Origin of the sequence: Lelliottia nimipressuralis (assembly GCF_004402045.1) — a bacterium.
GTDB classification, from domain to species: Bacteria; Pseudomonadota; Gammaproteobacteria; order Enterobacterales; family Enterobacteriaceae; genus Enterobacter; species Enterobacter chinensis.
Map to the genome: position 1 here is coordinate 84,198 of NZ_SOMG01000008.1, position 13,979 is coordinate 98,176.

13 protein-coding genes are annotated in these 13,979 nt (G+C 52.5%); 7 read left to right on the forward strand and 6 right to left on the reverse strand.

Translation table 11 applies throughout. From position 1 onward, the window contains the following. Positions 1–141 precede the first annotated feature (141 nt). The 3 genes from glnL to E3U32_RS23625 all read left to right on the forward strand — a co-directional run bounded on the left by glnL (position 142) and on the right by E3U32_RS23625 (position 2,837). Complete coding sequence (glnL, locus tag E3U32_RS03005) at positions 142–1,191, forward strand: nitrogen regulation protein NR(II) (protein ID WP_014885760.1); 1,050 nt, start codon at positions 142–144, stop codon at positions 1,189–1,191. A gap of 11 nt (positions 1,192–1,202) precedes the next feature. After that, positions 1,203–2,615, forward strand: a complete 1,413-nt coding sequence (gene glnG / locus E3U32_RS03010; protein WP_023309765.1) for a nitrogen regulation protein NR(I) — start codon at positions 1,203–1,205, stop codon at positions 2,613–2,615. A gap of 111 nt (positions 2,616–2,726) precedes the next feature. Continuing rightward, the gene (locus E3U32_RS23625; protein WP_166790900.1) at positions 2,727–2,837 is read left to right on the forward strand and encodes a YshB family small membrane protein; all 111 of its coding nucleotides are present in this window, start codon (positions 2,727–2,729) and stop codon (positions 2,835–2,837) included. Between the two features lie 73 nt (positions 2,838–2,910). On the opposite strand, the gene hemN is transcribed toward E3U32_RS23625, so the two are convergent. Beyond that, on the reverse strand, positions 2,911–4,284 hold the full coding sequence (gene hemN / locus E3U32_RS03015) for an oxygen-independent coproporphyrinogen III oxidase (protein ID WP_134347586.1): 1,374 nt from the start codon (positions 4,282–4,284) through the stop codon (positions 2,911–2,913). Positions 4,285–4,472: 188 nt separating this feature from the next. Further along, on the reverse strand, positions 4,473–4,988 hold the full coding sequence (yihI, locus tag E3U32_RS03020) for a Der GTPase-activating protein YihI (RefSeq protein WP_134347587.1): 516 nt from the start codon (positions 4,986–4,988) through the stop codon (positions 4,473–4,475). A gap of 577 nt (positions 4,989–5,565) precedes the next feature. Between yihI and yihA the strand changes: the two genes are divergently transcribed. After that, positions 5,566–6,195 carry a ribosome biogenesis GTP-binding protein YihA/YsxC gene (gene yihA, locus E3U32_RS03025; protein WP_134347588.1) on the forward strand — a complete coding sequence of 210 codons (630 nt, stop codon included), beginning with the start codon at positions 5,566–5,568 and terminating at the stop codon, positions 6,193–6,195. Between the two features lie 312 nt (positions 6,196–6,507). On the opposite strand, the gene polA is transcribed toward yihA, so the two are convergent. Then, positions 6,508–9,300, reverse strand: a complete 2,793-nt coding sequence (gene polA / locus E3U32_RS03030) for a DNA polymerase I (RefSeq protein WP_134347589.1) — start codon at positions 9,298–9,300, stop codon at positions 6,508–6,510. 440 nt (positions 9,301–9,740) lie between these two features. On the opposite strand from polA, the gene E3U32_RS03035 reads away from it, so the two are divergent. Then, positions 9,741–10,649 carry an acyltransferase gene (locus E3U32_RS03035; protein ID WP_134347590.1) on the forward strand — a complete coding sequence of 303 codons (909 nt, stop codon included), beginning with the start codon at positions 9,741–9,743 and terminating at the stop codon, positions 10,647–10,649. A gap of 23 nt (positions 10,650–10,672) precedes the next feature. Here E3U32_RS03035 and dsbA read toward each other — a convergent pair whose 3' ends face one another. The 3 genes from dsbA to E3U32_RS03050 form a co-directional block, all read right to left on the reverse strand. Beyond that, positions 10,673–11,296, reverse strand: a complete 624-nt coding sequence (dsbA, locus tag E3U32_RS03040; RefSeq protein ID WP_121423247.1) for a thiol:disulfide interchange protein DsbA — start codon at positions 11,294–11,296, stop codon at positions 10,673–10,675. Positions 11,297–11,323: 27 nt separating this feature from the next. After that, on the reverse strand, positions 11,324–12,310 hold the full coding sequence (locus E3U32_RS03045; protein WP_134347591.1) for a serine/threonine protein kinase: 987 nt from the start codon (positions 12,308–12,310) through the stop codon (positions 11,324–11,326). A 75-nt stretch (positions 12,311–12,385) separates the two neighbouring features. Next, complete coding sequence (locus tag E3U32_RS03050; protein WP_134347592.1) at positions 12,386–12,655, reverse strand: YihD family protein; 270 nt, start codon at positions 12,653–12,655, stop codon at positions 12,386–12,388. A gap of 68 nt (positions 12,656–12,723) precedes the next feature. Here E3U32_RS03050 and mobA point away from each other — a divergent pair, with 68 nt between their 5' ends. Beyond that, positions 12,724–13,308 carry a molybdenum cofactor guanylyltransferase MobA gene (gene mobA, locus E3U32_RS03055; RefSeq protein ID WP_134347593.1) on the forward strand — a complete coding sequence of 195 codons (585 nt, stop codon included), beginning with the start codon at positions 12,724–12,726 and terminating at the stop codon, positions 13,306–13,308. Continuing rightward, positions 13,305–13,808: a molybdopterin-guanine dinucleotide biosynthesis protein MobB gene (gene mobB, locus E3U32_RS03060; RefSeq protein ID WP_134347594.1), complete on the forward strand. Its 504-nt coding sequence runs from the start codon at positions 13,305–13,307 to the stop codon at positions 13,806–13,808. Before mobA ends, mobB begins: the two co-directional genes overlap by 4 nt. Positions 13,809–13,979: the final 171 nt, after the last annotated feature.

Below are 13,979 nucleotides of genomic sequence, written 5' to 3' on the forward strand. Positions count from 1 at the left end.
CCGGGAGTAGTTGCCGTGGAAACTTTTAGCCCATCTCCGGATGGGCTTTTTTCTCCACCAACAATCTGATCTCACGCGCTTTTTACGCCGAAAACGCTATACTGCACTAAATTAGTGCAAACAACTCCAGGAGACTGCTGAATGGCAACTGGCACGCTGCCCGATGCTGGGCAGATCCTCAATTCTTTGATTAACAGCATATTGCTGGTCGATGACGAGCTGGCCGTTCATTACGCCAACCCGGCGGCGCAGCAATTGCTTGCCCAAAGCGCACGTAAACTGTTCGGCACCCCGCTTCCGGAATTACTGAGCTATTTTTCGCTGAATATTGGCCTGATGCAGGAAAGTTTGCAGGCTGGTCAGGGGTTCACGGATAACGAAGTGACGCTGGTTATCGACGGGCGCTCGCATATCCTGTCGCTGACCGCGCAACGTCTTCCCGAAGGCATGATCCTGCTTGAAATGGCGCCGATGGATAATCAGCGTCGACTGAGTCAGGAGCAGCTTCAGCATGCGCAGCAAATTGCTGCCCGAGACCTGGTGCGTGGTCTGGCGCATGAAATCAAAAATCCGTTGGGTGGGTTACGAGGCGCGGCGCAGCTTCTGACCAAGGCGCTGCCCGACCCTGCGCTTGCGGAGTACACCAACGTCATCATTGAGCAGGCGGACCGACTGCGTAATCTGGTTGACCGTCTTCTCGGGCCGCAGCAGCCGGGAATGCATGTCACAGAAAGCATTCATAAAGTGGCTGAACGGGTGGTGAAGCTCGTCTCGATGGAGCTGCCAGAGAACGTCACGCTGGTACGTGATTACGACCCAAGCCTGCCGGAACTGGCACATGACCCGGATCAAATTGAGCAGGTCCTGTTGAACATTGTGCGCAACGCGCTGCAGGCGCTGGGGCCGGAAGGGGGCGAGATTATTTTACGCACCCGCACCGCCTTCCAGCTCACGTTACACGGCGTGCGCTATCGACTGGCGGCCCGAATCGACGTCGAGGATAACGGGCCCGGTATTCCATCGCATCTGCAGGACACCCTGTTCTATCCGATGGTAAGCGGTCGCGAAGGCGGGACCGGCCTGGGCTTATCCATTGCCCGCAGTTTGATCGATCAACACTCTGGAAAAATTGAATTTACCAGTTGGCCGGGACATACCGAGTTTTCGGTTTTCCTGCCGATTAAAAAATAAAGGTGACGTTTATGCAACGAGGGATAGTCTGGGTAGTCGATGACGATAGCTCCATCCGTTGGGTGCTTGAACGCGCGCTCACAGGGGCAGGATTAAGCTGCACGACGTTTGAGAGCGGCAGCGAAGTGCTCGACGCACTCACCACCAAAACGCCGGACGTTCTGCTTTCGGATATTCGCATGCCGGGCATGGACGGGCTTGCGCTTTTAAAGCAGATCAAACAACGCCACCCTATGCTTCCGGTCATCATAATGACGGCACACTCCGATCTGGATGCCGCAGTGAGCGCCTATCAGCAAGGGGCGTTCGATTACCTGCCCAAACCGTTTGATATCGACGAAGCGGTGGCGCTGGTTGAGCGCGCGATTAGCCATTATCAGGAGCAGCAACAGCCGCGCCACGCGCCCGATTTTGGGCCAACGACTGACATAATCGGCGAAGCGCCGGCGATGCAGGATGTGTTTCGCATTATTGGCCGGTTATCCCGTTCGTCCATCAGCGTATTGATTAACGGTGAATCGGGAACCGGTAAAGAGCTAGTGGCACATGCATTGCACCGCCACAGCCCGCGGGCAAAAGCACCGTTTATCGCCCTGAATATGGCAGCAATCCCGAAGGATTTGATTGAGTCCGAACTGTTTGGCCATGAAAAAGGGGCGTTTACCGGCGCAAATACCATTCGCCAGGGGCGTTTCGAACAGGCTGATGGCGGCACGCTATTCCTGGATGAGATCGGCGATATGCCGCTGGATGTCCAGACCCGCCTGCTGCGCGTACTGGCCGATGGGCAGTTTTATCGCGTGGGCGGCTATGCACCGGTGAAGGTGGATGTGCGCATTATCGCCGCAACCCATCAGAACCTGGAGCAACGCGTGCAGGAGGGAAAATTCCGTGAGGATTTATTCCATCGCCTGAACGTCATTCGCGTTCATCTGCCACCGCTGCGTGAACGTCGTGAAGATATCCCCCGCCTGGCGCGTCATTTTCTGCAGGTGGCCGCCCGGGAACTGGGTGTGGAAGCCAAGCAACTTCACCCGGAAACCGATGCCGCCCTCACCCGCCTTGCGTGGCCGGGCAACGTGCGTCAGCTGGAAAATACCTGCCGCTGGTTAACCGTGATGGCTGCCGGGCAGGAAGTGCTGATTCAGGATTTACCGGCTGAGCTGTTTGAAGCGACCGCGCCTGAAAGCAGTACTGGTCACGCGCTGCCGGACAGCTGGGCGACGCTGCTGGCACAGTGGGCCGACCGCGCGCTGCGTTCCGGTCATCAAAACTTGTTGTCTGAAGCTCAGCCAGAGATGGAGCGTACGCTGTTAACTACCGCGCTTCGTCATACGCAGGGTCATAAGCAGGAGGCCGCTCGCCTGTTGGGATGGGGACGTAATACTCTGACGCGCAAGCTTAAAGAGTTGGGAATGGAGTGATCTTACGCCGCTGTGTAAAGGTTATTAATTGAGCGCAAATTGCCGTTATTTTGCGCTTTACTGTTCCGTTGAGTTTTGTATGATCGTGCCCGGAAATTGGGGGTGAACATCATGCTGGAAACATTAGTGAATATGCTCTCTAGCGGAGCCGCTGAAAGCCACACGCCACAAACAGCCGTTGCGGCTATGTTGTGTGCGGCGCTGGTTGGGCTGTTTAGCTAGCGGGGTTGAACGTAAAAGCCGGGTGGCGGCTTCGCCTTACCCGGCCTACGTTTCGTGCTGTTGGCAATGCGGCTTAAATCACCCGCGAGAACTGCTGCATGCGTGCTTTCTGACGCAGGTACGCGTCGAAGCACATGCAGATATTACGGATCAACAGACGCCCTTTCGGCGTGACCTCAATCCCACTCTCCGATACATCCACCAGCCCGTCTTTCGCCAGCGGTGCCAGGAGCTTCAGGTCTTCAGCGAAATAATCGCTGAAGTGCAGACACCACTGCGACTCAACATCGCTGAAATCGAGACGGAAGTTGCAGATAAGCGCCTTAATCACATCACGACGGATGCAGTCGTCACGCGTTAACGCAATGCCGCGCCATAGCGCGTTGCCCGTATCATCAACCTGCTGGTAGTACAGCTTCAGCTCTTTCTGGTTCTGCGCGTAACAGTCGCCAATCATGCTGATGGCAGAGACTCCCATCCCCAGTAAATCGGTATCGCCCTGGGTCGTGTAACCCTGGAAGTTACGGTGCAATACCCCTTCACGCTGGGCAATCGCCAGTTCGTCATCCGGACGGGCAAAGTGATCCATACCGATAAACTGATAACCGGTCTCGGTCAGCGAAGTAATAGTTTCCTGCAGGATATCCAGCTTCTGTTGAGCAGAAGGCAGATCGGCATCTTTGATTTTACGCTGAGCGGCAAAGAGCGTCGGCAAATGCGCATAGTTAAAGACGCTCAGGCGATCAGGGTTTAGTTCGGCCACGCGTTTCAGCGTGAAGGCGAAGCTTTCCGGCGTCTGCTTTGGCAGGCCGTAAATCAGGTCAATATTGGTCGATGTAAAACCGATCTCACGCGCGTGGTTGAGTAAAGCAAAGATAAATTCTTCATCCTGCTCGCGGTTCACCAGGCGCTGGACCTCTTTGTTGAAGTCCTGCACGCCCATACTCAGACGATTGAAGCCTTCGGCGCGTAAATGATCAAGCACATCCAGCTCAATTTCACGCGGATCGACCTCGATCGAGATTTCAGCATCATCGTTAAAATCGAAGTGGCTTCGTAAAAGCATCATCAAACGGCTGATCTGCGCTTTATTCAGATAGGTTGGCGTGCCGCCACCCCAGTGAAGCTGGCTGACGTGACGGCCAGCAAACAGCGGCGCGCGATGCACAATTTCTTGCTCGAGCGCATCAAGATATTGGTCGGCTTTGTGCTGCTGACGGGTAACGATTTTATTGCAGCCGCAGAAATAGCAGAGCTTGTGGCAGAACGGAATATGGACGTAGAGAGACAGCGGACGCTCAGGATAGCGCGCGACAGCCTGCAGAAAATCATCCTCACCGAAGGCATCGGAGAACTCCAGCGCAGTGGGGTATGACGTATAACGCGGCCCGGAATAGTTATATTTCTGGATTAGGGCCAAATCCCAGTCGATAGATGGTACAGACATGCTCACTCCTTCCGTTGGTGTCGCGTTCGTATACGGCGGCCCGTTCTGACCCCATTGCGGGCCATCACCCGGGTGCGCAGCCACTTCTGTCGCCGCGACAACCGCCGTAGTTTAACGAATAACCACACCAGATAACATATAACCGGAAGGGTTATAAGCAGGACTATCGTGCCTGCCGGGTGCAAATGTTAGTTTCCACCCTTCAGAAGACGCATCATATCTTCCTGCTTTTCGTCTTCTTCTTCATCTTCGTCATCGTCGTATGACAGGCCCAGCTTCTGCATCAGTTCATCGATGCGATCCAGTTTGGCATCAACCCATGACTGCTCTTCGGCGGTCAGGGTTTCACCCTCTTCAAGACGTTCCAGCAGCGCATCCAGGCGCTCATCGTTCTCCAGCAAATCCAGCTCAGCCTGCGGTGAAAGCATAGGTTTCTCGCTCTTTGGTTTGTGCTGCTTAGTGACCGGGGTGTCTGTCACGCCCAGTGGAATGGGAGTTTTACTGCCGATACGAGGATCTTTCTGCTGTTTGCCTTTTGCAGAAGTGCCCGCTGCACCAACGCCGCTGGCACGGCTACCCGCAGCATGACCGCGATGTTTTTTATCGCGTTTACGATCGCGCGCTTCCTGGTTCAGTTCTTCGCGCGTTTTGCGGCGTGCTTTTGCAGGGCGTTTCGCGCCTGCAGCGGAGGTTGGTTTTTTCATAATGTTTTATCTTTAAGTCGTTTTCTTCAGTATAGAATTGCGGCGAAATCTAGCAGAAAGCAAGCAAAGAAAAAAGGCGACAGAGCAATCTGTCGCCTTTTTTCCTGACTCACAACCCTTAGCGGGTCAGACATTCCATGTTTGCCAACAACAAACCCTGTTTATCCCTTGGCTAATACCGTCCGTGATACGGTTCCATTTCCTGTTTAAACGCCTCCAGGCGCTGGTCATCCTGACAATCCTGCGTCTTCGCCTCCTGGCGCTCCTGACCCTAATCCTTAAGTCGATATCCTGTTGGCTTCCTCGCCCTGACGCACACTTTACCTTGTTCCGTTAAACTAACAAGCAACGAAACGGTACTAAAAGGAATTTTCAGACAATTACCCGGAAATAAGCTTATGATTTAAAACAGTTTGGCTTTTTTAACGCCTGCGAATTCTCTGAAATCTCTCATAGCTTCTCTGGCCGATCTCTCACACCGGTTAGGGCTTTCGCCTACAGGTCATAGCAATGAGAAAAGTCTTTTGCCTGCATTCGGGTATAATCCCCTTCAGATTACGATTTTGGAGACGACCACGTGACTACCTGGAACTACCAACAGACGCATTTTGTCACCAGTGCGCCCGATATTCGCCACCTTCCTTCTGATACCGGTATTGAAGTGGCATTTGCTGGCCGCTCCAATGCGGGGAAATCCAGCGCCCTGAATACGCTGACCAATCAGAAGAGCCTGGCCCGTACCTCAAAAACACCTGGCCGTACCCAGCTGATCAACCTGTTTGAAGTCGCAGAGGGCAAACGCCTGGTCGACTTACCGGGCTACGGCTACGCGCAAGTACCGGAAGAGATGAAAATCAAGTGGCAGCGTGCGCTGGGTGAATACCTGGAAAAACGCCTGTGCCTGAAAGGTCTGGTGGTGCTGATGGATATTCGTCATCCCCTGAAAGATCTGGATCAGCAGATGATCGACTGGGCGGTATCAAGCGATATCGCCGTGCTGGTGCTGCTAACGAAAGCCGATAAGCTGGCAAGCGGCGCGCGTAAAGCGCAGGTGAATATGGTTCGCGAAGCGGTGCTGGCATTCAACGGTGATGTGCAGGTTGAGCCATTCTCCTCGCTCAAAAAGCAGGGCGTTGACAAGCTGCGTCAGAAGCTCGACACCTGGTTTAGCGAGCTGGAACCCGCGACGGAAGCGGAAGAAGAGTAATACCGAGCGCGGCGATGGCCGCGCTTTTTTTTGCCTGAAGTTTTCTTTGCCACAATAAAAAACGCCCCAGTCATTACTGACTGGGGCGGCTAAAATATTCAGCCAAATCCGATTACGTGAAGTAAAAGGTCTGAAAGATAGAACATCTTACCTCTGTACCCTACGCCGATAACTCTACCCCTTTTTGTTCTGCAGAAAAAGCACTTTTTGTAGTTTTTTTTCATTCTTTACATAGGGAATTCTAATGATCGTCACAAAACGCGCGTTGTTATGTTGCAAACTTACATAAAAAGCGCGTTATGCGAAGAACCGTTAGTGAGCCTGATCCCAGTTTTCACCACTTCCCACTTCCACCAGCAACGGCACGTCAAGCGTCATGCTGCTTTCCATCAGTTCATGGATCTTCTTCGACACGGCGTCGAGATCGTCTTTGTGCACTTCAAATACCAGTTCATCGTGTACCTGCATGATCATTTTCACGCGAGGCTTCTCTTTTTCCAGCCAGGCATCAACGGCGATCATTGCACGCTTAATAATGTCCGCCGCGGTACCCTGCATCGGGGCGTTGATCGCCGCACGCTCTGCGCCAGCGCGACGCGCCGCGTTGCTGGATTTGATGTCCGGCAAGTAGAGACGGCGGCCATCCAGGGTTTCGACGTAACCTTTTTCCTTCGCCTGCGCGCGGGTGCGTTCCATATAGTCCAGCACGCCCGGATAACGCTCGAAGTAGAGATCCATATACTTTTGCGATTCTTTGCGCGGAATATTGAGCTGCCGCGAAAGACCAAACGCGCTCATGCCGTAAATTAAACCGAAGTTGATCGCTTTAGCGCTGCGGCGCTGTTCGTTCGTCACGCTGTCCAGCGGTAAGCCGAAGACTTCCGCCGCCGTTGCACGGTGGATATCCTTCCCTTCGGCAAACGCGGTCAGCAAACCTTTGTCACGGGAGAGATGCGCCATAATACGCAGCTCAATTTGCGAGTAGTCAGCCGAGACAATCAGGTAGTCATCGGGCGCAATAAAAGCCTGCCGAATACGGCGGCCTTCTTCGTTACGTACCGGGATGTTCTGCAGGTTTGGATCGGTTGACGAAAGACGACCCGTCGCCGCTACAGCCTGATGATATGAGGTATGCACGCGGCCTGTTTTCGGGTTGATCATCAGCGGGAGCTTATCGGTGTAGGTAGACTTCAGCTTCGCGAGACCACGGTACTCCAGAATCACTTTTGGTAGCGGGTAATCCAGCGCCAGCTCTTCAAGCACCTCTTCAGAGGTTGAAGGCGCGCCGCCAGGGGTTTTCTTCAGCGGTTTGATGCCCTGCTTTTCAAACAGGATGGTTTGCAGCTGTTTCGGTGAAGAGAGGTTAAACGGCTCACCTGCAAGCTCATGCGCTTTTTGCTCAAGCTCGGTCAAACGCTGCGCCAGCTCCCCGGAGTGGTTATGCAGCACCGTTGGATCGATCTTCACGCCGTTACGTTCAATGCGTGACAGCACGGGTACCAGCGGCATCTCGATATGCTGGAACACGTTCAGCGGTCCTTCTTGCTGCTGCAGTTTTGGCCACATCTTCAGGTGCAGCTGCAGCGTGACATCAGCGTCTTCCGCCGCGTAGCGCCCCGCTTCTTCAAGAGCAATCTGGTTAAAGGTGAGCTGATTTTTCCCTTTACCGGCAATCTCTTCAAAGGTGATCGTTTTGTGCTTGAGCCAGCGGTCAGATAAGGAATCCATATCATGACGGCCCGCGACGCTGTCCAGAATGTAGGATTCAAGCATGGTGTCGAAGGCAATCCCGCGCAGTTCAATGCCGTAGTTCTGCAGAATGCCGCGGTCGTACTTGAGGTTTTGCCCGACCTTCAGCGCCTTCTCGTCTTCCAGGAGCGGCTTCAGCAGCTCAAGTACGCGCTCACGGGAGAGCTGTTCCGGCGCATCCAGGTAATCGTGCGCCACAGGAACGTAGGCGGCAATACCCGGCTCTGTCGCAAATGACAGGCCCACCATATTGGCAGAGATGTTATCGAGACTGTCAGTTTCGGTATCAAAGGCAAAGACAGGAGCTTTTTTCAGCTTCTCGATCCAGGCAATCAGCTGCGATTCTTCAAGAATGGTTTCATAATTGTCGAAGGAAAGCGCCACGGCTTCTTCTTCCGCCTGCTCTTCTGCATCAACAACAATTGTCTCTTTCGGCTTTGCAGCCGGTTTAGCCCCTTTTGCCTGCAGCCATTTACCGGCTTCTACGTCTGTGGTCCAGCGCTTAAATTCGTATTTCTTAAACAGGCTCAGCAGTTCGTCAGCGGAAGGCTGTTGTACCTCCAGCTGTTCACAGCCTAGTTCCAGTTCGACATCGGTTTTGATGGTTGCCAGCTTATAAGAGAGATAAGCCACCTCTTTGTTCTCTTCCAGTTTTCCGGCCATGGTTTTTGCACCACGGAAGGTGAGCGCGGCGATTTTATCCGATTCCGCGTATAGCGTATCCAGCCCGCCCAGCCCCTGCAGCAGCGCTTGCGCAGTTTTTTCACCAACGCCCGGGACGCCAGGGATGTTATCCGAGGAGTCGCCCATCAACGCGAGGAAGTCGATAATCAGTTCAGGCGGCACGCCATACTTTGTGACCACCTCTTCAGGCCCCAGAATCGTGTTAGTCATGGTGTTTATCAGGGTGATACCCGGCGTCACCAGCTGTGCCATATCTTTATCACCGGTGCTGATCAGTACCGGTCGGCCCATTTTTTCAGCTTCACGCGCCAGCGTGCCGATGACGTCATCGGCTTCGACGCCAGAGACGGCCAGCAGCGGCAGGCCCATCGCCTTCACCATGGCGTGCAGCGGCTCAATCTGCGCACGCAGATCGTCAGGCATTGGCGGACGGTGAGATTTGTAATGCTCAAATAACTCGTCGCGGAACGTTTTGCCTTTCGCATCAAAAACGACTGCCGCATGGGTTGGCTGATACTGAAGGATCAGGCTGCGCAGCATATTCAGCACGCCGTACATTGCGCCGGTAGGTTCCCCTGCGCTATTGGTCAGAGGAGGAAACGCATGGTACGCCCGATACAGGTAAGAAGAGCCATCGACGAGAATAAGAGGGTTTTCTGGGATCTGAACCATAATGTCCGTGCCTTTAATCAATTTATGCGTAAAGGATGCCACAGAAGGATGAAAACATCAGTTATTAGCGCCATATACAGGAAAAGATTTTGCGATCGTGAGGATCGCTCGCAAAAATAAAACTGTGGATAAGTTTGTGCATATTTTCACTTCATATGAATAACAGACGCTAAAAATATATATACCTGAATATTTAGATCTTATTTATCATGCCATTACGTTACTAGATCTACTCTATATGGCCAACTGATGGCAATTTAGTCTATGTGGATATAAGCCTTGATTAGCGTAGAATCACAGAGAAATCTTCTGCAGCAGGGTAAAAGCCACCGGCTCCTCACCTGAAAGCGCCATTACTCTGCCTGTTTTCTGGTAGAATCAGCGCCCAGCGCCGAATAGCCGGCCGCTCACTTACAGCTAACCACCTGAAAAAGCTCATCATGCCGAGATTGCTCGCTGCAATAATATTACTGTTAAGCATCATTTTAACTATCCTGGTGACTGTCGCCTGTTCTGTGCCGATCATTGTCGCCGGGATCATTAAACTGCTGCTGCCTGTACCTGTGGTGTGGCGAGCCGTATCCGCATTTTGTAATTTTATGATGTACTGCTGGTGCGAAGGACTGGCGATCCTGCTGTGCCTGAACCCGCATCTGAAATGGGATATTAAAGGGCTGGAGAGCCTCAACAAAAAGAACTGGTACCTGCTGATCTGTAATCACCACAGCTGGGCTGATATCGTGGTGTTGTGTGTGCTTTTCCGCAAACACATCCCGATGAACAAATACTTCCTGAAACAGCAGCTCGCCTGGGTACCTTTTATCGGCCTGGCCTGCTGGGCGCTCGATATGCCGTTTATGAAACGCTATTCGCGCAGCTATTTGATTCGTCACCCGGAGCGTCGCGGTAAGGATGTAGAGACCACCCGCCGTTCCTGCGAAAAGTTTCGCGCGCATCCAACGACCATCGTGAACTTTGTTGAAGGCTCCCGGTTTACGGAAGAGAAGCATCAACAAACCCGCTCTCCTTATCAGCATCTGCTGCCGCCGAAGGCGGCGGGTATTGCGATGGCGCTTAACGTGCTGGGAGCACAGTTCGATAAACTCCTGAACGTCACGCTCTGCTATCCGGAAAATGATAAGACGCCGTTCTTCAATATGCTCAGCGGCAAACTGACGCGCATTGTTGTGCGTGTCGATCTGGTCCCGATTGATGCCGGGCTGCACGGTGATTACGTTAACGATAAGAATTTCAAACGTCGTTTCCAGCAGTGGCTCAATACGCTCTGGAAAGAGAAAGACGAACAGATAGACAAGATTAAATCTTCATACAAAAACGCCGGTCAGTGACCGGCGTTTTTACATCAGCGAAATTACTTCTTCTCAACCAGGTATTTCACGGTATCAGCATACTGCTGTACGAAGATATCCATGCTGCTGGTGTCCATGCCCTGCATGTTCAGCTGGTATTTGCCGTTAACAAACATCGCCGGAACGCCCTGAAGCTGGAGGTCAGCAGCCGCTTTTTCCTGCTGGGCCACCAGAGATTTCACCACAAAGCTGTTCCAGGCTGCGTCATAATCTTCACCTTTCACGCCGGCATCAACGAACACTTTACGGATATCCGCTGTGGTCTGAACGGTCTGGGTTTTCTGTACGGCTTCAAACATTGGCGCAGTGATTTTATCTTCCACGCCCAGTGCCATAGCAACAGCCCACGCCTGAGTCAGGTCTTTACCCAATGGGCCCAGGAACTCGACGTGGTACTTGGTCATTTTGGTACCTTCCGGCAGCTTTTTCTTCACGTTGTCAGACACATGCAGAACCTGCTCGAACTGATAGCAGTGCGGGCAGTAGAACGAGAAGAACTCCAGAACCTGTGGCTCGCCAGCGACCGGTTTGTCCAGCGTGATGAACTGTTTGCCGTCGGTAAACTGCGCAGCAGAAGCGCTAAATGCCAGAATCATACCTGCCAGCGCCAGCCAAATTTTTTTCATGATTAACTCTCTCCTGGGTGTGTCCAATTAATACATCGGCGTTAATTGCAGAGGGGGTTCCTGAAGAACCTTGACCTGCTCAGTAAATGTAGATATCTGGCTACGCCAGTAATCCTCTCCGGTAAGCCACGGGAAATTCCGGGGAAATGCGGGATCGTCCCAACGCCTGATTAACCATGCGAGATAATAAACAAAACGCATCGCACGTAAAGGCTCAATCAGGGGAATTTCATCTGAATTAAACGGGCTAAATTCTTCATAAGCTTCAATAATGGTTTCAAGCTGCATGCGTTGCTCGGCTTTATCGCCATTGAGCAGCATCCACAGGTCCTGAACCGCTGGCCCCATACGCGCATCATCGAGATCGACAAACAGCGGGCCATCGCGCCAGAGGATATTTCCGGCATGACAATCGCCATGCAGGCGCAGGATGGAAATATCGTCGCGCCAGCAGGTTTTAACGGCAGCAATGAGCTTATCGGTGGCGTTGAGGAAATCATCCTTTAACGCAGTGGGGATCATGGCAGACGTTTCGAATATTCCCCGCGGTTCAAGAAGGTATTCCTGAATCCCGATAGTCGGGCGGGTGATAAAGCTTTTTTTGCGCCCCGTCTGGTGTATACGCCCAAGATAGCGGGCAACCCACTCCATCTGATCGATATTATCCGCTTCAAACTGTCGACCACCCAGGCTCGGGAATACCGCGTAGTAAAACCCTTCGTGCGTGAGGAGCGTTTGGTTATTGAATTTTAGCGGTGCGGCAACGGGAACATCGTCATCCAGCAGATCGTGAGCAAACTGATGCTCTTCCTGAATTTGTTCTGCGGACCAGCGTTCAGGGCGATAGAACTTTACGACGAAGCGCTGACGATCCTCGTCCTGAAATTGATAGACGCGGTTTTCGTAGCTGTTTAACGGTGTTAGCCCGGAATCCACCCGAATACCCTGTTCAAACAGGGCATCCATAATGGTGTCCGGGTGTAATGTCTGGAAAGTAAAAGCCTGGTCGTTCATCCGATCATCCGGAAATTATACGAATGATTCAGGATATCATCTTGTGGCGATTTCGGTGCCGCCGCTTACAAGCTTTTACTCTTTAATTACGCCTCGGGCGCGCAATAATGCAGTCTTAAAATCTTCCTCATAATCCTTCTGAATACCAGGAATAACAGCATCTTTGGTTGAGTCACGCATTTTAAGGTGGTAGATCAGGATGTCGTCAGAAAGGTCTGCCAGATCGCCGTCAAAACCTGACTCTTTCGCCAGTTTCTGTAAAAATTGCATCAGATTTAGCTCTGGCTCTTTTTGCCAGGCGGGCTGGAGGAGTTCAATAACTTCATTCAGACGTTTACATTTCATGGTGGTGCTCCTTTCATTTAGAGTGACACGTTAGCAGGGTCAATCCCACAATAAAAGAGGCGATATTCGTGAATCTTAGCCAGGAAATCATTGGGGTCGTTCTGGCAGGTGGCAGAGCGACACGAATGGGGGGAAAAGATAAGGGGCTTCAGCTCCTGAACGGCAAGCCCTTATGGCAATGTGTCGCTGATACGCTCGCAGGCCAGGTGACGACAATGGTCATCAGTGCTAACAGGCATATCGACACTTACCAGCGCAGCGGATACGCCGTTTACCCAGACATCCTTGAAGATTACCCGGGACCACTGGCCGGTATGCTTTCGGTCATGCAACAGTCTCACGGAGAGTGGTTTATATTCTGCCCCTGCGATACCCCGTTTATTCCGTCCTGTCTTGTCGAGCGTTTGTTTCTGCTTCGTGGTACAGCTCCTGTGGTGTGGGTACATGACGGCGAGCGTGACCATCCTGCTATCGCGTTGATACACCGATCGCTAGCACCTGCCCTGCAGGCGTATCTGGCTGCGGGAGAGCGCAGGGTGATGGTATTTATGCGCGACTCTGGCGGCCATCCCGTTGATTTTAGCGATTTGAAATCAGCGTTTGTGAACGTGAATACGAGTGAAGATTTGCAGATGATGCAGGAGAAAAAATGATACCAGTTCTCGCCATTTCCGCCTGGAGTGGGACCGGGAAAACCACGCTACTGAAAGAGCTCATTCCCGCGCTTTGTGCCAGAGGTATTCGTCCAGGATTGATCAAGCACACCCACCATAATATGGATGTCGATAAACCGGGCAAAGATAGCTATGCGTTGCGTAAAGCGGGTGCAGCGCAAACGATGGTGGCAAGTAGCCAGCGTTGGGCGTTGATGACAGAAACGCCGGATGAGGCACCGCTGGATCTCGCTTATCTGGTTAGTCGGATGGATCATTCCACGCTGGATCTGGTACTGGTTGAGGGTTTTAAACATGAGGCCGTACCTAAGATCCTGCTATTCCGAAGCGATGCCGGGCATGATGTCAGCGAGTTAACGCTGGATGAGCATGTGATTGCCGTAGCCAGTGATGTTGTATTGCCGCTTGAGGTTCCGCTGCTGGATTTAAATGATGTGGATGGGATTGCGGAGTTTATTGTGACATGGAGTGCGGTCTGACTTGCAGGATGGCGGCTTCGCCTTACCCGGTCTACAAAATTCGGTTGGTTCAGAAACGCAAAAAGGCCATCCTTGCGGATGGCCTCTCTACTTAATTGATGCCTGGCAGTTCCCTACTCTCACATGGGGAGACCCCACACTACCATCGGCGCTACGGCGTTTCACTTCTGA